Origin of the sequence: Paenarthrobacter sp. R1 (genome assembly GCF_030264015.1) — a bacterium.
Lineage (GTDB): Bacteria > Actinomycetota > Actinomycetes > Actinomycetales > Micrococcaceae > Arthrobacter > Arthrobacter ureafaciens.
On record NZ_CP127116.1, the window covers coordinates 81,219 to 101,609 of the forward strand.

General features: G+C 62.6%; 21 protein-coding genes and 1 pseudogene. 18 read left to right on the forward strand and 4 right to left on the reverse strand.

Going from position 1 to position 20,391, the window contains the following annotated elements; translation table 11 throughout:
• Nucleotides 1-22 precede the first annotated feature (22 nt).
• Nucleotides 23-781, reverse strand: coding sequence for a sulfite exporter TauE/SafE family protein (locus tag QN084_RS23070; protein WP_069696354.1), 759 nt, complete (start codon nucleotides 779-781; stop codon nucleotides 23-25).
• Nucleotides 778-1,392, reverse strand: coding sequence for a rhodanese-like domain-containing protein (locus QN084_RS23075; RefSeq protein ID WP_069696355.1), 615 nt, complete (start codon nucleotides 1,390-1,392; stop codon nucleotides 778-780). The genes QN084_RS23070 and QN084_RS23075 overlap by 4 nt, the downstream gene beginning before the upstream one ends.
• 122 nt (nucleotides 1,393-1,514) lie before the next feature.
• Between QN084_RS23075 and QN084_RS23080 the strand changes: the two genes are divergently transcribed.
• From QN084_RS23080 to QN084_RS23120, 10 genes are all read left to right on the forward strand, one after another.
• The gene (locus QN084_RS23080) at nucleotides 1,515-1,772 is read left to right on the forward strand and encodes a metal-sensitive transcriptional regulator (protein WP_050686490.1); all 258 of its coding nucleotides are present in this window, start codon (nucleotides 1,515-1,517) and stop codon (nucleotides 1,770-1,772) included.
• 81 nt (nucleotides 1,773-1,853) lie between these two features.
• Nucleotides 1,854-2,291: a response regulator transcription factor gene (locus QN084_RS23085; protein ID WP_083261924.1), complete on the forward strand. Its 438-nt coding sequence runs from the start codon at nucleotides 1,854-1,856 to the stop codon at nucleotides 2,289-2,291.
• Nucleotides 2,292-2,412: 121 nt separating this feature from the next.
• A complete protein-coding gene (gene lgt / locus QN084_RS23090) occupies nucleotides 2,413-3,303 on the forward strand; it encodes a prolipoprotein diacylglyceryl transferase (protein WP_069696356.1) in 891 nt (296 codons plus the stop codon).
• A gap of 317 nt (nucleotides 3,304-3,620) precedes the next feature.
• Entirely contained in the window at nucleotides 3,621-3,842 is a 222-nt protein-coding gene (locus QN084_RS23095; protein ID WP_259362790.1) for an SOS response-associated peptidase family protein, read from the forward strand.
• 128 nt (nucleotides 3,843-3,970) lie between these two features.
• Nucleotides 3,971-4,549, forward strand: coding sequence for a recombinase family protein (locus QN084_RS23100; RefSeq protein WP_069696357.1), 579 nt, complete (start codon nucleotides 3,971-3,973; stop codon nucleotides 4,547-4,549).
• A 16-nt stretch (nucleotides 4,550-4,565) separates the two neighbouring features.
• Nucleotides 4,566-6,029: a TnsB C-terminal domain-containing protein gene (locus QN084_RS23105; RefSeq protein ID WP_139126891.1), complete on the forward strand. Its 1,464-nt coding sequence runs from the start codon at nucleotides 4,566-4,568 to the stop codon at nucleotides 6,027-6,029.
• A 10-nt stretch (nucleotides 6,030-6,039) separates the two neighbouring features.
• Nucleotides 6,040-6,927, forward strand: a complete 888-nt coding sequence (locus QN084_RS23110; protein WP_264398802.1) for an AAA family ATPase — start codon at nucleotides 6,040-6,042, stop codon at nucleotides 6,925-6,927.
• Nucleotides 6,928-7,441: 514 nt separating this feature from the next.
• Complete coding sequence (locus QN084_RS24135) at nucleotides 7,442-7,879, forward strand: GNAT family N-acetyltransferase (RefSeq protein WP_352231385.1); 438 nt, start codon at nucleotides 7,442-7,444, stop codon at nucleotides 7,877-7,879.
• 509 nt (nucleotides 7,880-8,388) lie between these two features.
• Entirely contained in the window at nucleotides 8,389-8,799 is a 411-nt protein-coding gene (locus QN084_RS23115) for a helix-turn-helix domain-containing protein (protein ID WP_083261921.1), read from the forward strand.
• Nucleotides 8,800-8,844: 45 nt separating this feature from the next.
• Nucleotides 8,845-9,792 (forward strand): hypothetical protein, encoded by a 948-nt coding sequence (locus tag QN084_RS23120; RefSeq protein WP_139128017.1) that lies wholly within the window; start codon nucleotides 8,845-8,847, stop codon nucleotides 9,790-9,792.
• Nucleotides 9,793-10,504: 712 nt separating this feature from the next.
• On the opposite strand, the pseudogene QN084_RS23125 reads toward QN084_RS23120, so the two are convergent.
• Nucleotides 10,505-10,822 (reverse strand): annotated as a pseudogene (locus QN084_RS23125) (TniB family NTP-binding protein); the annotation flags it as partial.
• 135 nt (nucleotides 10,823-10,957) lie between these two features.
• Between QN084_RS23125 and istA the strand changes: the two are divergent.
• Both istA and QN084_RS23135 read left to right on the forward strand, forming a co-directional pair.
• Nucleotides 10,958-12,526: an IS21 family transposase gene (istA, locus tag QN084_RS23130; RefSeq protein WP_069696860.1), complete on the forward strand. Its 1,569-nt coding sequence runs from the start codon at nucleotides 10,958-10,960 to the stop codon at nucleotides 12,524-12,526.
• Complete coding sequence (locus tag QN084_RS23135) at nucleotides 12,523-13,266, forward strand: ATP-binding protein (protein WP_069696859.1); 744 nt, start codon at nucleotides 12,523-12,525, stop codon at nucleotides 13,264-13,266. The genes istA and QN084_RS23135 overlap by 4 nt, the downstream gene beginning before the upstream one ends.
• 199 nt (nucleotides 13,267-13,465) lie before the next feature.
• Here the strand turns inward: QN084_RS23135 and QN084_RS23140 are convergent, their stop codons facing one another.
• The gene (locus QN084_RS23140; RefSeq protein ID WP_100813230.1) at nucleotides 13,466-13,789 is read right to left on the reverse strand and encodes an ArsR/SmtB family transcription factor; all 324 of its coding nucleotides are present in this window, start codon (nucleotides 13,787-13,789) and stop codon (nucleotides 13,466-13,468) included.
• A 384-nt stretch (nucleotides 13,790-14,173) separates the two neighbouring features.
• Between QN084_RS23140 and QN084_RS23145 the strand changes: the two genes are divergently transcribed.
• Genes QN084_RS23145 through QN084_RS23170 form a run of 6 tightly spaced genes read left to right on the forward strand, consistent with a single transcriptional unit; the run spans nucleotide 14,174 to nucleotide 20,390 of the window.
• A complete protein-coding gene (locus tag QN084_RS23145) occupies nucleotides 14,174-14,905 on the forward strand; it encodes a hypothetical protein (protein ID WP_069696858.1) in 732 nt (243 codons plus the stop codon).
• A gap of 1 nt (nucleotide 14,906) precedes the next feature.
• The gene (locus QN084_RS23150) at nucleotides 14,907-15,518 is read left to right on the forward strand and encodes a M23 family metallopeptidase (RefSeq protein ID WP_069696857.1); all 612 of its coding nucleotides are present in this window, start codon (nucleotides 14,907-14,909) and stop codon (nucleotides 15,516-15,518) included.
• Nucleotides 15,519-15,542: 24 nt separating this feature from the next.
• On the forward strand, nucleotides 15,543-15,839 hold the full coding sequence (locus QN084_RS23155; RefSeq protein ID WP_036300536.1) for a hypothetical protein: 297 nt from the start codon (nucleotides 15,543-15,545) through the stop codon (nucleotides 15,837-15,839).
• Nucleotides 15,839-17,290 carry a hypothetical protein gene (locus QN084_RS23160; RefSeq protein WP_036300537.1) on the forward strand — a complete coding sequence of 484 codons (1,452 nt, stop codon included), beginning with the start codon at nucleotides 15,839-15,841 and terminating at the stop codon, nucleotides 17,288-17,290. The genes QN084_RS23155 and QN084_RS23160 overlap by 1 nt, the downstream gene beginning before the upstream one ends.
• The gene (locus QN084_RS23165; protein ID WP_139128016.1) at nucleotides 17,287-18,780 is read left to right on the forward strand and encodes an SCO6880 family protein; all 1,494 of its coding nucleotides are present in this window, start codon (nucleotides 17,287-17,289) and stop codon (nucleotides 18,778-18,780) included. Before QN084_RS23160 ends, QN084_RS23165 begins: the two co-directional genes overlap by 4 nt.
• Nucleotides 18,780-20,390 carry a putative type IV secretion/conjugal transfer ATPase gene (locus QN084_RS23170; protein ID WP_069696855.1) on the forward strand — a complete coding sequence of 537 codons (1,611 nt, stop codon included), beginning with the start codon at nucleotides 18,780-18,782 and terminating at the stop codon, nucleotides 20,388-20,390. Before QN084_RS23165 ends, QN084_RS23170 begins: the two co-directional genes overlap by 1 nt.
• Nucleotide 20,391 lies beyond the last annotated feature (1 nt).

Consider the following 20,391-nt stretch of genomic DNA (forward strand, 5'->3'; position numbering starts at 1 on the left):
GGTGCTCTCCTCTATGGATGGGTCAGGCGGTGACCGTGCCGGTGGTGACCCACGCCGCGACGGCAAAGATGAGTACCGCGAACGAGATGCGGATGTGCGTATCTTGCAGGTGGCGGGCAAGCCGTGCGGCAACCAGTGATCCCGAGACGGCCGGGATGGCAAAGGCCAGGGTGGTGGCCCAGTTGATGGTGTAGCCGGCAGCGTGGGCGCTGAAGCCTGCGGCTGAGTTGATGACGATAATGGCCAGCGAGGTTCCTACAGCCTGTTTCATGCGCAGGCCCAAGAAGATGGTCAGCGCGGGGGTGATGAGGAAGCCGCCGCCGACGCCGAGCAGTCCTGTGAGGAACCCGACGAGCAGGCCCACGCCGACAGCCTTGGGGGCGCAGGTCCTGAAGGCCCTGTTCGGCCCAGCACTGCAGGAGCCCTCAGTTTCGCGGGGCTTCATGAGCATCCTTATGCCGGCCGCCACCATGATGACGGCGAAGGCGAGCATCAGGATGTTCGGGTCCAGCAGTTTGCCCACGGCCGCGCCTGCCCAGGCTGCCGGGATGCCGGCAGCCCCGGCCAGGGCGATGACGGGCCAGTTCAGGCCCTCCCGGACCCTGGGCAGCAGCGCGGCAAGCGAGGATACGCCCACTACCAGCAGCGAGGTGGGGATCGCCTGCGCAGGGCTCATACCCACCCCGTACACCAGGGCCGGAACGGCGATAATGGACCCGCCGCCGCCCACCACCCCCAAGACAATACCGACGACGAGCCCCAAAGCCAGGGCTGGGATCATGCCGCTGCGCCCTCAACCGACTGCAGGGGAAGCTGCAGGATGGCGCTCTCACGGGTGGGCTCCTTGGCGGCCTTGTTCCACGGCATGGCCGAGATGGCCTTGCCCATGGCGCAAGTGTTGGTCGCGGCCGAGAACGTCAAGCCGGTGCCGATGACCCCGGCAAGGGTCCGGATCTTCGGAGAGACGAACCTGCCCCCAGCCAGGCCCAGGACCACGAGGGAGCCGGCCACAAGGCGGACCTGCCGCTCAAGGTCCCAGCGGTCCTTACCCTTAACGACGTCCCCGCCGGCAGCGGCGAAACCAGGCACCCCGCCCGTCAGGACGTAGGCGGTGTCGATCCCGGCCTTGGCAAGGCGCTGACGGGCCTGCTCGGCGCGCACACCGGACTGGCATACCAAGACCACGCGGGAACCCAGCCGGGAGGCGAGCTCGTCAGTGTGCTCGGACAAAAGCGGCAGCGGCACGTTGTAAGAACCGCGGATATGCATGGACTCGAACTCCGCGGCGGAACGCACATCGATCACCACAAGATCCCGGTGCTCGGTGAACCAGGCTTGAAGGGTTTCAGGGGCGAGTGCGGTAACGGCCGGCGCCGTGGAAGTGGAAGTCATGAGTGGCCTCTCGGAAGGGGGCGGGTGGATACCCCACCGAGTATTCCAGATACCCCCGGGGGTAGTCAAAACACCCTAGGGGGTATAAGATGGAGAGAGGCCATCGATCTTTGGAGAAACTCTTGGAACTCAATCCCTCAGAACTGACCCCTGTCATCAACCGCCTCAAGCGCGCCCAGGGCCAGCTGTCCGCTGTCACCCGCATGCTTGAAGAAGGCCGGGACTGCAAGGACGTCGTCACCCAGCTCGCAGCCGTATCGAAGGCGCTGGACCGCGCCGGATTCGCCATCATCGCCACGGGCCTTGAGCAGTGCATCGTCCAGAAAGACGCAACGATGGACAAGAAAGAGCTGGAAAAGCTCTTCCTTTCGCTTGCCTGATCGGCCTGATGCGATGCCCCCGGCTCCCCGCAAACAGTCGTAGAGTGACAGTCGTAGAATGTCGGGAAAGAGAGGCAGGCTATGGCGTCACGCGGCAAGTGCCTGGTAATTGAAGACGATGAGGATACCAGCGGCCTCATCGGAGTGATCCTGACAGGCCAGGGCTTCGACGTTCACTTCGCAGAAACAGGGGCCGAGGCGCTCTTGATTGCTTCCGGGTCGGCCCTGTCATTGATCACTCTCGATCTTGGTTTGCCGGACATGGACGGCCGGGACGTCGCGCGCCGACTACGGCACGTTACGGCCGTTCCTATACTGATGATCACCGCCTACGCCCAAGCTGAGGATGAACTGAACGGCATCGCATCCGGGGCCAGCGCCTACTTGATCAAACCTTTCCACCCGGTCCAGCTAAGAGCCATCGTGCAGAATATCTGCCCAGACCCGGAGATCACCCGGCTCAGCACGCCAACATCGAAGCTGGAACCGACAGAGCGCCCTGATCGGGGCACACTCTAGAGCCGTGCCCGGCATCCTGTGGCTGCCACCCGTGTCCATTACCGACGCATTGGATGTCTCCATCCAGCTTCGTGGCATAAACCGACTCTTTTGCAGGTACTGGCGCTACAGTGTGTTGCTTATGACTACCACCGATTTCTTCCTGCCGTCACCGACGGGCAACGCCTTTGAACTTGGTCCTCTGACGATCCACTTCTACGCTCTCGCGATCCTGGCCGGCATCATTCTCGGGACATGGCTGACCGCACGCAGGCTACGCGCCCGCGGCGGCGCTGAAGGCCAGACCTTGGACATCATCATGTGGGCGGTGCCGTTCGGCATCGTTGGTGGTCGGCTCTACCACGTCATCACGGACAACCAGCTGTACTTCGGCCCCGGCAAAGACCCCTGGGGCGCGCTGCGCATCTGGGAAGGCGGCCTCGGTATCTGGGGAGCCGTTGCTTTGGGCCTGGTCGGAGCAGGGGTTGGAGCACGGCGGGCCGGGGTTCCTTTCGCGGCATTCATTGATGCAGCTGCCCCGGGGCTACTTCTGGCCCAGGCGCTGGGACGCTGGGGAAACTGGTTTAACAACGAACTCTACGGCGAACCCACGGACCTGCCATGGAAGCTCCAGATCCACGCCATGGACCCCGCCACCGGGCAGGCGCAGCTCAACGCAGACGGCACACCGGTAGTACTTGGCTACTTCCACCCAACATTCCTCTACGAATCGTTATGGTGCCTTGCCGCGGCAGGACTGCTGATCTTCCTTGACCGCCGCTACAAACTCGGCGCCGGAGCCGTCTTCGCCCTCTACATCTCCCTTTACACCGCCGGACGGTTCGTGTTCGAACTCATGCGCTCCGACTACGCCAACACCATCCTCGGGTTGCGCGTGAATACCTGGGCCAGCGGACTCATGTTCCTTATCGGCCTGATCTTGTTCCTGAAAGTCAGGCCGTATCCCCGCTCTGCTGTGCCCCGCCAACCCACCTCGACTCCCAATAACGAGAGGCAAACAACACCTGAATAGCCGCTGCCTCCGCACCCTCCCCCCGGCCAGGACGAAAACCATGACCGTTTGCGAAGAAAGTACGTTCGTGGGGCAGCGGGAACCATTGACTGCCCCTGGGCCAGCCAACTAGATCTTCCTGACGCAAACCACGAGGCCTTCGTGCAGACGTTCGACCTGCGGGAACTCAACCCGGTCTCTCCTGACTACCGGATAACCCGCCGAAGGATATTACGAGTGGCAGAAAACTGAGGGCGGGAAGAAGATCCCGAATTCCACTTCTCCGAGAGGAGTCTTTGCTGGGTTTCGCCGGACCATATGCGTTCTGGCCGGACCCGGTGGCTGCTACCTGCATGGTCCTGACCACCACCACACAAGACGCGCTGGGTCACGTCCATGACCGGTCCCCGGTCGTCATCCCCAAAGACATGTTCAATGACTGGCTGAACCCCGACCTGCCAGGTATGACCGCAGCCGTAGTCAGAGGATCCGCCCGCATGCCTCATCGGAGTACTCTCCGGAGTACTCAGGCGAGATCCATGGCAGATTTCCGGGCTTAGTAATTGGGCATTACAAACGACCGTATATGAGACGGATCGAGCACACTCCGTCAGAAGCGCCGTTTCACGTCTCGCAAGCCGTGTCCGCAATCTATGTATCAGGAGCTGCGTTTACGTTACATTTGAGCATGGCATTGATCGGTTACGCCCGGGTGTCCACACGGGATCAACACACGGAAGCACAAACGGACGTCCTGGAGGCTGCCGGCTGCGAGAAGGTCTTTGTTGACCACGCCTCCGGCACACTTGCGCGGCGTCCGGCTCTTGACCAGATGCTTGAGTATGTCCGTGCGGGCGACACCTTGGTTGTGACGAAGCTGGATCGGCTGGGTCGCTCGGTCAGGAATCTGAAACAGATCGCGGAGGACATGCAAGAGCGCGGCATTGGTCTGCGCGCTCTGTCTCAAGGAATCGATACGACGACGCCTGGTGGTCGGCTCTTCTTCCATATGCTCGCAGCGATCGCAGAGTTCGAGCATGATCTGATCGTCGAACGAACCCATGATGGTCTTGCCGCTGCCCGGGCCCGCGGTCGCAAGGGTGGGCGTAAGTTCAAGATGACGGCAACCAAGATTTCCCAGGCCCGGGCCATGTATGACTCAAAGGAACACACTGTGCAGGAAATTGCTGACACGTTCGGCGTCTCCCGGCCAACGATCTACCGGCATCTGCAGTCCTCGGCGGGCGCGCCGGGAGCGGTTCGGTAAGCAAGGGGCATGCGCGGTGTCACGGGGAGCGTTCACAGCCGAAGACCGCGCGATCCTGCTGCGCCGACATTTGGATGAGGGGATCCCGCTCACCCGGCTGTCCACCGATTCCGGCATTCCCGTCCGCACGCTCAGCCGCTGGATGTCCCAATACCGCGCGAACGGCACGGTCGAAAGCCTGGAACGCCAGCCCAGGTCGGATCGGGGCAAACGTGCCATTCCGCAAGACCTCATTGAAGCAATCGAAGGACTGGCGCTCCGGCGACCCGCTCCGACAGCTGCGTTCATCCATCGCCGGATCGCCGACATAGCCTCAGCCCGTGGCCACCCCGTCCCTGGATACTCCACCGTCCGGGCTGTGATTGCGGGCATCGATCCAGGATTGAAGATGCTCGCACATCAAGGAGAAACTGCCTACCGGGACACCTTTGAGCTGGTCTACCGCCGCACCGCGACCCGGCCCAACGAGCAATGGCAGGCCGACCATACACTCCTCGATCTCGAAATCATCGACCCAAAAGGCCATGCCAGTCGGCCGTGGCTGACCATCATCCTTGATGACTACTCCCGGGCCGCCGCCGGCTACTCAATCTTCGTCGGCGCACCCAGTGCGGAGCGAACAGCCTTGGCATTACACCAAGCCATCCGTGGAAAGACAAACCCCTCATGGCCAGTGATGGGACTTCCGGACATGCTTTACAGCGACCACGGCAGCGACTTCACCTCTGCCCGTTTGGAACGCGTCTGCCTCGATACCCACATCCAGCTGATCCATTCCAAACCCGGGGTACCCCAAGGCCGCGGGAAGATAGAACGGTTCTATCTCACCATCACCACCGAACTGCTGCCGCACCTTCCTGGTTACATCCCGCACGGAACACGTGGCCGACCAAGCAGGCCGGCTGAACTGACGCTGGAGCAGCTTGATCAGATCCTTGAGAAGTTCATCGTCACGGAATACAACCATCGTCCTCACTCATCCACGAACCAGGCCCCGGCCGAAAGATGGTCTGCATCAGGCTTCATCCCGAGAACACCGGCACACCCGGAAGACCTCGACCTGCTGCTGTTGACCGTGGCCGCAGCCAGAAAGGTGCAACGCGATGGGATCCGGTTCGCGTCCACCCGCTACGTTTCACCAGTACTGGCCGCCTACGTCGGCGAAAACGTCACTGTCCGATACGACCCGCGCGACGCAGGTGAAATCCGTGTCTACTTCAACGACGAATTTCTTTGCCGCGCCATAGCCCCCGAACTGGCGAGCGAGTCGATAACACTCGAGCAGCTACAAAACGCCAGAACGAAAAGACGACGCGAGCTCAAACAGCAGCTACGAGAACGACGAAGCTTGGCCGATGCCCTCCCAACCGACGCCCGCTACACCCCTTCAACCAACGCGGTCATTCCACCCGCCGAAGTCCCGGCACCCGCCACCGAACCCACCCCACAACACAAGCTGCGTGTGTATGAAACCGATTAGACCCATCAAGATGACACTGCTGGATGGAAAAGACGACGGCAGAAGGTTCCTCACCGACAGGTTCGGTGAAATCAACAGCGCAGCCCCACCGCCGCCAGCAGATAAACCTGCCTTCCTGGCCACCAGAGAACACCGACGCTTCACCGAATTCGCCAACACGGTTCGTCGCCACCGCTACATCGGTCTCTGCTGGGGACCGGCCGGCGTCGGCAAGACACTCTCGGCACGTCACTACGCAGCAGTGGATGAATGGGATGCTTGGCAAGCCACGCTCACGGAGGAGGCCCAACCCGTCCCGCAAAGAATCCTTGACGCGCGGACTGCCTTCTACACACCCACAGTCGCAGCGACCGTGCGGCAGATCGACCAGGGACTACCCACTGCCTGCCAGCAGATCTCCTACGCAGTGGACTACGCCGAACACGGAGTCATAGACCCCTTCCTTCACACCGAATCCCGATCCAGCGCACACACCCAACTCCTAATCATCGACGAAGCCGACCGTCTCAAAGCCACAGGCCTGGAACAAGTACGGGACTACTACGACCGCCACACCATGGGAGTAATCCTCATCGGCATGCCCGGGATCGAAAAACGGCTTGCCCGTTACCCCCAGCTCTACAGCCGAATCGGGTTCGCCCACGAATTCCGGCCCCTAACCACCGACGAGCTCACGGCAGTGCTCTCGCAACGGATCCCTTCAGGCCCCCAAAACCCGGAAGAAAACCTCGGATACACGACAGCAGTCGCGACAATCGCCAGAATAACGGGCGGCAACTTCCGACTCGTCGACCGGCTTCTAACCCAAGTACACCGCATCCAAACACTCAACCACGTCGACGCGCTAACACCCGAGGTCGTCGACGCAGCCAGAGAAACACTCCTGATCGGTCACTAAGTTCGACAAATTCCAAGCCAAATAGCGCTGCGGTTCACAACCCTAGTGAGACACATTGTTGGGACAAGCGACGTACCGGAAATCCGCGAGCCCGAATCCTCAACTAGACCCAGCCTGCGTTTCTTATCAAAGGATCCATTCATGAGATGGTCAGAAGTCACCACGAGTTGCACCAATCCGTCACCCGCCGTGCAGTTCTTACAAACAACTCCTGTCCCTCCAGCAGTATGAACCCTGGAAGAAGGTTTCACCTGGCACTCTGGCGACTCCTATCGAACCAAGGAGAGCCCGTTCTGGCCGCCTCCTTACGGCGCAGTTAATAGGTGATCACACCGCCACCCGATCAGACCGTTCCCAGAGCAGCAATCGTCGTTGATAATGTTCGCGTATGTTCATTCCAGACTCCCCCTACCTCGAACCAGGCTTCGTTGCATGGAAACAAAGGTTAGAGGCGTCGCATACCGCAGACTTCTTGATCCGTGAGGCGGAACAGACAGAGGATGACGGTCGCAATATGCGATGGGTCCAAGCGGACTGCGAGTCAACGAACATTCACTCTGTTGAGTCCAACATCGCGAAAATTGGGCAGCAGCTCGTTTTGCTTGCCGAGATTGCCGACTACCCTGTCGGATTTTGTTGTGTACTTGCGGGTCGAACCAGCTCGGACCCGCTGTTCATTCAGCAGGTTACAGTTGTTCCCTTAGCCCAGAAACGAGGGATAGGTCTTGCGCTCCTTAATGCAGCCGCCGAGTGGCAGCCGGAGCGCAACATCGCAATGGCCACTCTCGACGACAACGGCGCCGCGCGAAGGTTGAATGCGAGTTTTGCGCGATCAATCGGTGGGCGCCTTCAGCGGGTCCCCCTTAGGCGGTTTCGGCGGTCCGATTTAGGATTCGCGTCAGGCGAGCGTCATCGTCCTTGGATGATCGACCGTCAACAGAAAGCTGATTGACGGCCCCTTCGTTGGCTTTCCGCCGTCGCCCAGCCCGCCAGTCTGCCCTGAAACCCCGCGATCGCGGACCTTGAGACACTACACGGCGAGCCGACTTAACAAGAGACTCAGAAACACGCAACGCCGGGTTGAGACGAGTTCCGATCCCTGTATCGTCTCAAGATTTTGTTTCTTGAGACGGCCGCGGAGCGCATGCAGCTCAAGTAACCTACAGACGCCTAGCCGAGTTGCCGTCAGGACCGTGAGGCACGGCCTTCGATGGCGATTGCCGCACGACTTGAGCCTGCCTCGCGAGGCGCCACGACTAGGCGTATTGACAGCGGCGGAACACTCCACCATGCTGGAACCATGCAAAACGTGCAAAACCCGCGAAACCTGCAAAAGCCGCACGCCCTGTAACGGCCCGGATCGTACTAAGCGCGTTACCGCGAAATCAAAATACATAGATATTTCAACTACACACCTCGACTACTCACAAAAAGCGACCCACCACACCAAAGAGGACTCACATGAGTGCTTCAGTTTCACGTTCCCACTACCCGAAGGAAGTAGCAACCGCCCTGGGCGTCTCCGTTGATACGGTTGCCCGCTATGCCCGAGAAGGGATCATTCCATTTGATTTAACGCCCAAAGGCCACCGACGCTACGACCTCGATGAAGTTCGCGAGGTACTGGCCCAAACCTTGACCCCAGCTCCTCTGCAGCTCGTCGCTTCTCCTGCACTTCAAGGCAGAGGATTGGTCGCCGGCCCGGAGGTCAACGTAAGTCCACAGTCACGACTTCGAGAGAATCTTAGGGCCACCCGGACGGTCGAGTTATCTGACAGTCCAAATGAACAAGATGAAGATCGCAGCAGCGACTCAGCGTTTGACGAAGTATTAGGCCACGCCCGCCGGGTGCTGGTTGCGGCAGGTAAATAAATATGGCGGGCTGACCTCAGGCCGTCCCAACTGAAAGTGAAGACAGTGAACGAGACAGCCCCTCAGCAGACGTCCATCGACTTGGAAAGGGTTTTGACCCTTCTAGGCACAATATCCCAGGGTGACGTCATCTCGTTGGGGGCTGTGAATATCGTAGGTGTAGGACCCAGCGCTGCTTGGTCTTCCACAGCGGAACACGAGGGACTTACCGATCGCGAACCCGGCGAGGAAGTTTGGTCCTTAAGCATCGAAAGCGATGTCGGGTGGTACGCCGTAATTACGCAAGATTGCGATATTGTCCGCGCGCCACATGTTGAACCGTGTTTGGTAGTCTGTCCCGTCAAATATGTCTCAGCGGGTGAATGGCAGGCACTAGCCTCCGGCCCCCGTTCACCGCGCTACTTCCCCTTGCCGGATGGAAAATTCCCCGGCATTGACGGCAAACTGCCCGTGGCAGACCTTCGCTTCCTTACCAGTGTCGACAAGACGGCTCTACTCCACCCCAGCGTCAAAATTCTCCATCCTCTTTCAGCTCCTCAGAGGGCTTCCTTCGGGCGCTGCATAGGCTCGCGGTACGCCAGGGTCCCTCATCCCGACAAGCTGGAAAAGGAAGTACTGCCGAAGGCGGCAACTCTCATACGAAAACTCGCCAAGAGCTTTGCTGCCGGAAACACGAACGAACCCGAAGTTCGCCTAGTGGGTGCTGCCAGGGGCTGGTACCTAGGAGGCAACGACAAACGCGTTGTCTACGTTCCCATGATCAGCGAGGCGTCAGCCAGGGTGGCCGGACTTTGGGATAACAAGGCCGGAGCCTTCGATGAACAAACCATCAAGGCCGCGACAGAACGCCTTGCCAGGAAACTGCGTGCATCCTTGCCCCCCAACGCCGGATACACCTGCTCAGTGGAACCACGTACTCTCCATTCGACTTCAGCCGCCGATTTGCTTGAGTGGTCGGAATGGATTGTCGAAGAAATCGTCGATGCCATCTGAATTCCGCCCGTCTGGGACGCTGTCCGAGACCTGAGCTGGGCGAACCGACGAAAGTATGCTGCCGGCCGCGTCAGCCGACCCCCTTCCGGCATCCTCGATAAGGGCAAGTCCACGAATTCGAACGGTGAATAGCGTTTCACACTCGACCACACCCCGGCGCCCTCTCGTTGCCGACTCGGAAGCTGCCGTTTAGATCCATCAGAAGAAACAACCTGCCGCCAACAATCCCAAGTCCCTTTCAGAGGCATACCCAGCGCCTCATCAAGGATGGATAGTGCCCGGACAAATGAGCCCCGCCGGATGCACCCACCGAATTCGTGAGCGTTTTGCTGGCCACTTCTACACACCGCAAAAACGCCCTCCGGCACGGGCCCAATCGAGACGCTTCTTCAGCAACGGCCACTCAACCGCGGCCCTACGGCCCGAGGTCACATCGGAAAAAGCATCCCACGGTAGCGCGCTGGCGACAGCAATGACTCCAGCTGCAGCTGCGCAACCTCGACGGCCCGTGCTGACTCGTGCATACCCGAGCAGCATCCTCATTCAGTCAAGTACCTCATCAACTCCCCTATCCCGGTCGAGCAAGACATTTCGTGGCGAGATGACTTACTGAGACAAGCAGTGCGGAGTCGAGTCCCAGAATTGCACGCTTCATTTCCTGTGTGACTCTTGCCGGTAAATGGCGGGGTTCTGTTGATGGTTCGTAGCGGCCTCAAGTGGTACCGATAACGAGGGTGCTGGCGGCTGCTTCGATGACATCGTTGGTGATGGTGTCGAGCTCGTTGATCTTCATGACGCGCTCGATTTGCGGGAAGAGCCTCTCCAGCAGTCGGAAGTTCCCGCGGGTAATGCGGGTGATGGCTGCGATGGCCTGAGCGTCGGTGAAGTCTTCGGGGTCGAGGGTCTTGCCCAGGGAGCGCCAGTGACGCTGGAGGACGAACAGCAGCTCGTCCGTGCCCAGGGGTCGGTATTGGTGGGCGAAGCCGACACGACTGTAGAACTGCGGGTAGTGACTGAACTGCTTCTTGAGTATTTGGTCTTCTGAGCACCAGCGTTATCGCGGGTGAGCACCGGCGCGCCGTGATAGCAGTATTTTGTTTCAGCACCGGCCTGGCAGGCTCCTTCTGCCGCGTGTCCTATCCGCGCGGCAGAAGGAGCATTTCTGATGGTACGAAAGATCAACGCGAGACTGGTGCTCAGACTCCGATCCCAGGGCCTCTCGTTCGCGCAGATCGAAGCGCAAGGCGTTTCTCGTCATAGCGTGATCAAGGTTGAACGCGCAGCCGCTCGTGAGGGCCTGGAATGGGCGACAGCTGCAGGCATGACCGACCGGGAGGTATACGAACAACTCTTCCCCGGCGTCGGCGTCCGAGAAAGCGGATATTTGCAGCCCGACTGGGACGAAGTGCATGGCGAACTCGGCAAGGTTGGGGTCACCCTCAAACTCCTCCATGCCGAGTATCTCGATACCTGCGCTGCCGCTGGTGCTGCGGGCATGGGGTATGACCGGTTCTGTAAGAACTACGCCCAGCACGTGCGGACCCTCGGCGTGACTTCCCGGGTCGGTCACAAGGCTGGGCAGACGATCGAGGTCGATTGGTCAGGGCCCACGATGCAACTCACCGACCCGGTTACCGGTGACACCCGCAAGGTCTACCTCTTCGTCGCGTGTTTCCCATTCTCGAGATACGCGTTCGTCGAACCCGCACTCGATATGCGCCAGGACACCTGGCTTGAATGCCATGTGGCGATGTTCGAATGGTGGGGCGGTTCGGCCCCCAGGATCGTGCCGGACAATCTCAAGACCGGAGTGATCAAGCACCCTCGCGAGGGCGAGATCGTGCTGAACGACGCCTATCGGGAACTCGCCGCGCATTACTCCGCAGCGGTACTCCCTGGCAGACCCCGGAAACCGAAGGACAAACCGAGCGTGGAGAACACGGTGTGGTCGATCGCGACGTGGGTGATCGCAGCGCTCCGACACCAGAAGTTCGCAACGCTCCCGGAGCTTCGAGCTGCAATTTACGAGCAAGTCACCCAGCTCAACAGCGCGCCGTTCCAGAAACGGCAAGGCTCCAGACGGAGCGTGTTCGACACAGAAGAACGACCGCTGTTGCGGCCGCTCCCTCAGGTGCCGTACGAGATCAGCCAATGGATCTATCAGCGCAGAGTCGGCCGCGATGGGCACATCGTGTGGGAGAAGAACCACTACTCCGCCCCCTACATGCATGTGGGCGAGCTCGTTGATCTGCGCGTCACGTCCAGGACGGTCGAGATCTACCTGGGCGGTGACCGGCTGGCCTCGCACCCGCTCGCCCCGGAAGGTGTCACAGGTGAGTATCGCACCCGTGACAGCGACCTGCCTGACGGACCGAGGTACCAGGAATGGGACGAGGCGCGCGTGCGCGCTTGGGCGGCAAGGATCGGCGAGCACACCGTGCAAGTGATCGACCGAATCTTTACGTCCGTGCCCGTCGCCGAGCAAGCGTTGAACCCTGCGTTGGCGGTGCTCCGCCTCACTCGTCGATACTCACACGCGCGCGTTGAGAACGCCTGCCAGCTTGCCCTTGCCAGTCGGGTGCGTTCGCCCAGGTATGCGCACTTGCGGCCAATTCTCGAGTCAAAACAAGACGAGCGAGGCCGACGTTCTCCAAGGTTTACAAGCGTGACCGATACGCCGACTCCTGCCGGATATGTGCGAGGCGCGGCCTACTACGGGGGTGAGAACAAGTGACGTTGATCGATACCGACACCAAGCACAAACTCCGCGAGATGGGGGTCGGGGCGTTGGCCGACTCGTTCGAGATGCAAGACGACGTCATCACCGTCGGGATGCCGTTCGCGGAACGTCTGAAGCTCGCTGTTGATGATGCGCATGCCTCGTTCACGGGGCAGAAGATCACCGGCCTGATCCGACGTGCTGCCCTGCGTTACCCTGATGCGGAGCTCCGCCGACTCGATCTTATCGAGGAGCGCGGCATCGATCGGGGTGTGATCGCGAACCTCGCAACCTGCACGTTCATCCCGAGGTGCGAGAACGTCGTGTTCCAAGGGTTCACTGGGTCAGGGAAAACGTACCTGGGGTCAGCACTCGCGAAGGCCGCCTGCCAGCATCGTTTCCGGGCGCTCTACATTCGGATGCCTGAACTCGAAGAGGCCTGGCTTGCGGCATATGACAAGCCCGGCGGGAAGGAGAAATTCCTCCGCAAGTACACCGCGTACCATTTGCTTGTTCTCGATGAGTGGCTTCTGGACGAGCCCGGCGAAGCGCTCCGCGGGATGCTGCTCGAGCTCCTCGAACGACGCTACGACGCGGTCTCGACCGTGTTCTGTACGCAGTATGCGAAGAAGGACTGGCATCAGCGGCTCGGTGGTGATGTTCATGCTGACGCGATCATGGACCGAATCGTGCATCGCACGATCTGGGTAGAGACCGGGGATGCGAACATGCGCGAGCACTCCGCCCGAAGGTAGCGCCCGGCGCGGGTGGGTGTCGTGATCCAGCGGTGCTCACCCGCGCTGCCCGGTGGTGCTCGCCGAACGCTATTCGCCGGTGCTCAATCGCAATAATGCCGGTGCTCAAGCCTCCGAATACTCAGTCCTGGCACGCTATCTCGTCGCGATCCCCAAGAGCGCCCAGATCTCCGGAAGGTGCGAACCGGCGAGCGGCCGCTCAGAACTCGCCGATCGCCATTCCCAACCGGAGGTAGAGGTCGGTGACGGCCTCGTCGTTCACGCGGTACTTGATCCAGATCCCTCTCCGGGACTGCCCCTCTACCGGGGGTGGGTCGGCGATGACGAGGCCGGCCGCTGCGAGCTCGTCGAGGATCGGCTTGATCGTCGACGCACCAAGTTCAAGTGCGTCGCAGATGGGGCCGGCGGTGACGTCCGGGTTCGATCGCAGGTATCGCAGGACCGCTGCTTTGACGAGGCTCCCGAGAAGCGCGATCGGCTCCTCGGAACCCTCGGAACCCGCTGGCTGAGCGATACGAGGCATGAGGTCCATTCTGCTGCACCGACCGTGCACACGTCCAGCAAACAATACGACTTAGGGGTTTACTCGAAGACAACACTGCTATACCGTGTGGTCATGGTCGGGTTGAGCAAGCCACAGGCACCGCGGTCGAACGCGGCGCTCGCAGCCTTGTCCCCCAAACTTCCTACAGACGACTCGCTCATTCACGGCCTAAAATTCGCTCACCCAACTCGGCTCTGTCGCGAGGTGTCCACACGCACGCATTTGTGCCGAGTTGTCCACAACCTTGGGTCGGTTCCTTTTCCGTGCTGCCCCCGGATGCGTAAGATGCCGCCACGGCGACCGTCGCGCGAGCCGTTCTCCCCGTGCACGGTGGCCATCCTGCAAGATCAGGAGGGCTGACCAATGACGACAAATCAGGCTTCAGGGCGGCGCGGACTCGCGTGGGCGATCATCGGCGGCCTCGTCCTGATCGCCGGAATTGTCGCGATCATCGTCAGCTCCACCCTCTCCTCCCCATCCCCTACCGGTAGCCCCGGCGGAAACTCGAATACTCCGAGCCCGGGTGGAACGGAATCAGCGGGCGGTGAGTTCGTGGATCCTGCGGTCTCTGAGCGTGGATGGGTACCGGAGCCGATCACAACTGACCCCGAGACCTATATCCGGGCCGCGCTCGAAGCGGCTTCCACGTTCGACACCACATTGAGCACCCGCGAAGAATGGTTGGACTACCTCGACAGCTGGTTCACGCCAGACACCCGCTACACGTCGGAAGCCGACCAACAGTCATCGGTAGACGACGCGCAGGTCGAGTTGCGGACGGGTGTTGTCCTTCCTCAGGAGGAGTGGGACTCGCTCGCCCGCGAGGATGGCCGCGTCGTAGCGAAGACGAGTGGGGACGTCATCTACGTTGCCGTCAGCGATGACGCATCCGGTGACATGTCGATCGGCACTTCGGACGTGACGTTGACGTTCACCCGGTCAGATGGCGACGGAGGGGAGACGGCGTACGAGGAACCGGTGCGGGTGAGCGTCCAGGTGCTCTGCGGGCCGGCATCGGTGCCGACACTCGAGTCGGCGCAACAGGCTGGGGATTGCAAGGTGGTCCGCTACTTCACGGAGCCGTTGGAGCCCTGACATGGGAGCCCCGATGATCGCCGCCGCAGCCCTCAACACGAGGACTGGCCGGAAGATCCTGATCGGGGCGAGCCTCGCTGCCCTCCTAGCGGTCGCGTTCCTGCTGACGCCGCTGATCGCCGTCCCGTTCGCCGTCGCGGGCAGCATCGTCAGCACCACCTCGGCTGGGTCCGGTGCCGCTCCAGCGGTCAGCGGCGAGTGGGGATTTCCGCTCGCCGGGGACTACTCCAAAGGTCGCGGGTTCGGGTACAACCCGGTGCAGGGATGCAGCTACTGCTCCACGGATCATCAGGGCTACGACATGGCCCAAGGCTGTGGAGCCACCGTCTACGCCGCCGGGCCCGGCGAAGTGATCACTGCCGGCTCCTATCAGGGCTACGGCAACGCGGTCCGCATCGACCACGGCGGCGAGATCGTCACCCTCTACGGCCACATGCAGTGGGACTCGCTGCGCGTCACCGTCGGGCAGGCGGTCACCGCCGGTACCCCGCTGGGCGCGGAAGGCAACACGGGGAAGTCGTTCGGCTGCCATCTGCATTTCGAAGTCCGGGATTCCGGAACTCCGGTAGCCCCGGAGCCGTTCATGGCCGCCCGCGGCCTCCCCCTGATGTAGGCCACCGAGCAAGGGAGCACGATCATGTCCAGGCGCACCACTCCCGGGAATGTCGACATCCCCGACATCCAACCCGACTTCTCGGCCCCGTTCTTCCAAGGCTTCCAAGTCATCGCGTCCTACATCCTGGCCGGGGCGATGCTGGTCGTGCTGATCATGTTGATCATCGCCGGCGCTGCCCTCGCATTCCGCGGGTTGGCATCGGACCGGGTCCGCACCTGGGCAGGCGAGAACATCCTCTGGATCTTCATCGCCGCCGCCGTGCTTGGCGCCGCATCCGGTCTATTCGCCTGGTTCGTGAACTTCGACTTCGGTTTCTGATGAACCTGTCGCGCGTTCTCCGTCTCGGCATCGTCGTGGGCATCGCGCTGACCGTGGGATCCGGCACCGCCGCGCAAGCGATGACGACGCATGCCCCCAGCCCTGTGCGGATGGAGGTCGTTGGCGGAGAACCGTGGTCGGCTCCCGCCTATCCCGTCGACTGCCAGATCGCCAGCGGACAAGTCACCTGCACACCGACCGATCCAGGAAACGTCACACCTCAGCAGTGCTTCATAGGCGTCTCTCTGGGCGGCGAAAAGGCGACGGTCTGCACGACCTACGAGGGGCACGCGCGGGCGATCCAATCCGACGGAGGCAAGGCGCTCACTGTGAAGTACGGGTGCAGCCTTGGCGATGCCGTCTGCGTCACGTTCGAGAATGCCGGTCGCGGGATGGCGTTGGCGGCGACCGGGATGATGTTCCTCGTCGCGGAGAACATGCGCTTCGATACCAGCAGCCTGTTGTGGACGGCGGCGGTCGATCAGTGGTCGTTCTGGCAGTGGGCGATCCTCATCATCACGTTCGGGGCGATGGTGTGGGCCATCGCCGCCGCGGTCGTCTCGGGCGACCGGGCCGAACTGGTCGGAGCGTTGGTGCGGTCCTTCATCGCGATCCCCGCAGTCGCGATCACGCTGTGGCTGACCGGACATCTGTTGAACGCGGTCGATGAGATGACCTGGTACATCCTCAACGGCGAGGGCCCCGCCAGCATGTACTCGACGTTGCAGTCGGTGATGTGGGCGGGCGGACAGGCGAACTACTTCTTCGCGTTCCTCATCCACTTCCTCCTTATGCTCGGGATGCTGCTGCTCATGCTGGTGTTCGCGTTCCGCAACATCGTGCTGGCCGCGCTGATCATGGTCGGTCCGGTTGCATGGATGCTGTTCCCGGTCCGCGGCATCGGACCGCAATGGGTGGTCCGGTATGTATCCGCGGTGATCGTACTGCTGCTGACGGGGCCGCTCACGATCGGGTTCGTGACCCTCATCATCAACGGCCTCGCCGGGGTGAAGACGATCTGGAACCCGCAGTCCTGGCCGCTGCTGGTCGGGCTCGTGTTGGTGGCGTTCGCGCCGTTCGCGATCTTCGGACTGTTCAGCTTCGCCGGTGCGGTCGCCGCCGACGGTGTCGGGTCCCGTCTCGGCTCGCACGGCGGGCGGATGGCCACCGGCGCCGCCCGCTCCGCTGCACAGATCCCCACCCGCCTGGGCGGGCTACCCTCCGGTGTGCGCCCGGCCGGCAGCTCGTCCGCATCCACCGGCCCCTCTCCGAGGTCCGCCTCGACACGCTCGACGTCGGCGGATTCGCCGCGCGGTGCGCTCTCTCCCGCCCAGACCCGCACCGCCCCGTCGAGCGGTCCTGGGTCGAGCGGTAGTGCCGGGAAGCCCGCGCCGTCACGTCCGCCGGCGACGTCGCCGCAACCTCCGACCACGGATGGGAGATCGTTATGACCGCCACACCCGAGTACGCGCGCCCTGTCCGGTTGCCGCGCCGGTCACGGCAAGGCGTCGTGATGGGCATGGACCCCTGGCAACTCGCCTTCCTCGCCACGGCGGCGCTGATCCTGCTGGTGTTCGTGAACAGGTTCGGCCCGCTGGGGCTGTTGTATGGGGCGCCGCTGTATCTCGGGTTCGGCGTGACCGCGCTCACCAGCATCCACGGGGTCTCTACCCCGCGGATGGCCGGGCTGTGGCTGATGAAGCAAGTCCGGCACGCCGGCGGCGCCACCACGCACACGTTCCGCCCCGAACGGCCACGCCTGGCCGGGACGCTGAACCTTCCCGGTACGCGGGCCTCGATCCAGCTGTGGGACACCGGCCAGGCCGGCGCCGTCTACAACCCCCACGACCGGTCCGTGTCCGTGATCGCAGAGCTCGAGGTGCAGGGGTTTTTGATGCATGACCTGCCGGAACGGTTCGACCTGGCCGAGCAGTTCGACCGGGTCCTGGGCCCGTTCACGCAACGCCCGGGGGTGAAGCGAGTGACGTTGCAGGAACGCACCTTGCCGACCACGATCCGCGCCGCCCGGGAACACTACGACACCGTCCGCCGCGTCCAAGACCTCAACCCGGACTCCCCGGTCGCGCACAACTATCAGGATGTGATGGACCGGTCCGAACGGTTCGAGGTCGCCCACCGCAACTACCTGATCCTCACCCTCGACCTGGTCGTCCTCGGCTCACAGCTGAAGGCGCTCGGCGGTGGCCAGGACGCGATTCTCGCCCTGGCGCAGATCGAAGCCGGCAACCTCGCCGACGCCCTGACGGCGGCGAAGATCACCGTGCGCCGCTGGCTGACCCCGCGCGACGTCGCCGCTCTGGGGCGGCTCGCGTTCGACCCGGAGTTCGCGGCGGTCGTGCAGAACCGTCCCGATGCCCTGACCGGGGTGGACCCGGTGGCGATTGGGCCGATGTATCTGGACGAACCCGCGCACCGCAACGGGATTGTCGTCACCGACTCGGGCGTGCACACCACCCTGTGGGTGCACGAATGGCCGCGCTCGGACTCGCCCGTCGGGTTCCTCGCCCCGATCGTGTTCGCCCGGCACCCGAACACCGGGGAGGCGATCACCCACATCCTGTCCATCGTGCTGACGCCGGTGCCGGTGTCGAAGGCGTTGAAGCGGATCCGGGAGGAGAAGAAGGTATGGCGGGGCAACGAGTCGCTGCGCGCGAAACGCGGCGCGGAAGGGTCCGCCGCGGATGCCGCGGACTGGCGCGCCTTGGAGCAGCAGGAGCAGGAGATCGCGAACGGGCACGGCGAGTTCCACTACGGCGCCTACCTCACCATCACCGCCCCCGACGAGGAACGCCTCGACCAGGCCCTGGCCGGGATGCGCAACGCGCTGTCACGTGCCGGGATGGAGGCGCAGGTCTTGTACTGCCAGCAGGCCGAAGCGTTGATGGTGAACGCCCTGCCCATCGGGTTGGGGATGAAGTGATGACCCGCCACACCGCCACCTTCACCCCCGCCGACCTCACCCGCCGGCAAAAGAAGGAACTGCGCCGCCAGATCGCCCAAGGGGCACCGCCCGAGAGGCCAGCACGGTCGTCGAGGAAAGACCGGTCTCTCCCGGAGGCGGCGGTGCCCGGTCCGTTCGGGCCGGGGCTGGTGCAGGGCGGGTACTGGAATCTCGCGAAAGCGGTCATCCCGGCCCATCAGGCCACCTCGCAGCACATCGCCGGGATCTACCCGTTCGTAGCCGACTCCGGCCTCGGTCACCGGGGCCCGATCCTGGGGGTGGATTTGAACGCGGACGCGCTGTGGCATTTCTCCCCATGGGAGGCGTATGTCGACTCCACCGAACGCGGCACCTTCTCCACCAACATCCTCGTGCTCGGCGCCTACCGGGGCGGGAAATCCGCCACCGTGAAAACCCTCGCGACCCGCTCCATCGCATTCGGGCACCAGGTCGTCGTCCCCTCCGACCCCAAAGGCGAATGGGTGGCCGTGGCCGAAGCCATCCCCGGCGGACGGGTGATCCGCCTCGGCGGCGGCACCGGCACCCGCCTCAACCCCCTCGACCGCGGACCCCGCCGCACGGACACGACCGATGAGCAGCACGAGCAGATGGTCAAGCAACGCCGCATCGGCACCCTGATCGCCCTCATCGAAATGACCCTCGGGAGCCGACTGACCGCGGTCGAGCATGCCGCGATCCTCGACGCCCTCGACCGGTGCATCGAACACACCGGCGACCAGCCGACGCTGCGCGGCGTCTACGAGCAACTCGGGCATCTCGCCGCGGACACGGATGCCGCCTTCCACGCCGCCGACGGCGCCATCCAACCCCGGTTCGTGCTGCGCCGGTTCGTCGAGGGCGACCTGTCCGGCCTGTTCGAAGACGCCTCCACCGTCACATTCGACCAGGACGCCCCCATCGTCGTGACCGACACCAGCGAACTGTTCGCCCGCGGCGACCTGGCCGCGCAACTGACCCAGGTGTGCTCCACCGCGTGGATCCAAGCCGTCATCAGCGACCGAGCCGCCCACCGCACCCGATACGTGGTCCGCGAAGAAGGATGGCGGGACATGACCTCGCTGGCATCCCTGCAGATGTTCCAACAGTGGCTCAAACTCAGCAGGCATTACGGGATCAGCAACATCGTGATCCTGCACAAGATGGGCGACCTGGACGCGGTCGGCGACGCCGACTCACTCCAACGATCCCTCGCGTACTCGATCGTCGGGGACATCGAAAACAAGTTCATCTTCCGCGTCAACCACCAAGAACAAACTGCGCTCCGCACCCGCCTGAACCTGCCCGCCCCGCACGTGGAGATGGCCCGGCTGCTGCGCAAAGGCGAGTTCCTCGCCTACGTCGGCCAGTACTCCTACCTGGTGGACTGCTTCGCCACCTCCACCCCGTGGGAGTACGACCTGTTCGCCACCGACGACGCCGTCACCCCCGCCGACCACGACGACGCCGAGCTCCGACTCATCGACCCCACCACCCTCGACACCTACTGGCCCGACCCCGACCCCATCCCGGAGACCAGCCTGGACGGGTGGCTCCTCCCCGATACCCGCGACCTCACAGAGGAGCTCTGAT

Coding starts and splice junctions, on each gene's coding strand:
- QN084_RS23150 (WP_069696857.1), top strand. CDS start 14,907: ATGGGAGCCCCGATGATCGCCGCCGCAGCCCTCAACACGAGGACTGGC.
- QN084_RS23070 (WP_069696354.1), bottom strand. CDS start 781: ATGATCCCAGCCCTGGCTTTGGGGCTCGTCGTCGGTATTGTCTTGGGG.
- QN084_RS23075 (WP_069696355.1), bottom strand. CDS start 1,392: ATGACTTCCACTTCCACGGCGCCGGCCGTTACCGCACTCGCCCCTGAA.
- QN084_RS23165 (WP_139128016.1), top strand. CDS start 17,287: ATGACCGCCACACCCGAGTACGCGCGCCCTGTCCGGTTGCCGCGCCGG.
- QN084_RS23085 (WP_083261924.1), top strand. CDS start 1,854: ATGGCGTCACGCGGCAAGTGCCTGGTAATTGAAGACGATGAGGATACC.
- istA (WP_069696860.1), top strand. CDS start 10,958: ATGGTACGAAAGATCAACGCGAGACTGGTGCTCAGACTCCGATCCCAG.
- QN084_RS23160 (WP_036300537.1), top strand. CDS start 15,839: ATGAACCTGTCGCGCGTTCTCCGTCTCGGCATCGTCGTGGGCATCGCG.
- QN084_RS23145 (WP_069696858.1), top strand. CDS start 14,174: ATGACGACAAATCAGGCTTCAGGGCGGCGCGGACTCGCGTGGGCGATC.
- QN084_RS23100 (WP_069696357.1), top strand. CDS start 3,971: ATGGCATTGATCGGTTACGCCCGGGTGTCCACACGGGATCAACACACG.
- QN084_RS23115 (WP_083261921.1), top strand. CDS start 8,389: ATGAGTGCTTCAGTTTCACGTTCCCACTACCCGAAGGAAGTAGCAACC.
- QN084_RS23140 (WP_100813230.1), bottom strand. CDS start 13,789: ATGCCTCGTATCGCTCAGCCAGCGGGTTCCGAGGGTTCCGAGGAGCCG.
- QN084_RS23110 (WP_264398802.1), top strand. CDS start 6,040: ATGACACTGCTGGATGGAAAAGACGACGGCAGAAGGTTCCTCACCGAC.
- QN084_RS24135 (WP_352231385.1), top strand. CDS start 7,442: ATGCGATGGGTCCAAGCGGACTGCGAGTCAACGAACATTCACTCTGTT.
- lgt (WP_069696356.1), top strand. CDS start 2,413: ATGACTACCACCGATTTCTTCCTGCCGTCACCGACGGGCAACGCCTTT.
- QN084_RS23155 (WP_036300536.1), top strand. CDS start 15,543: ATGTCCAGGCGCACCACTCCCGGGAATGTCGACATCCCCGACATCCAA.
- QN084_RS23170 (WP_069696855.1), top strand. CDS start 18,780: ATGACCCGCCACACCGCCACCTTCACCCCCGCCGACCTCACCCGCCGG.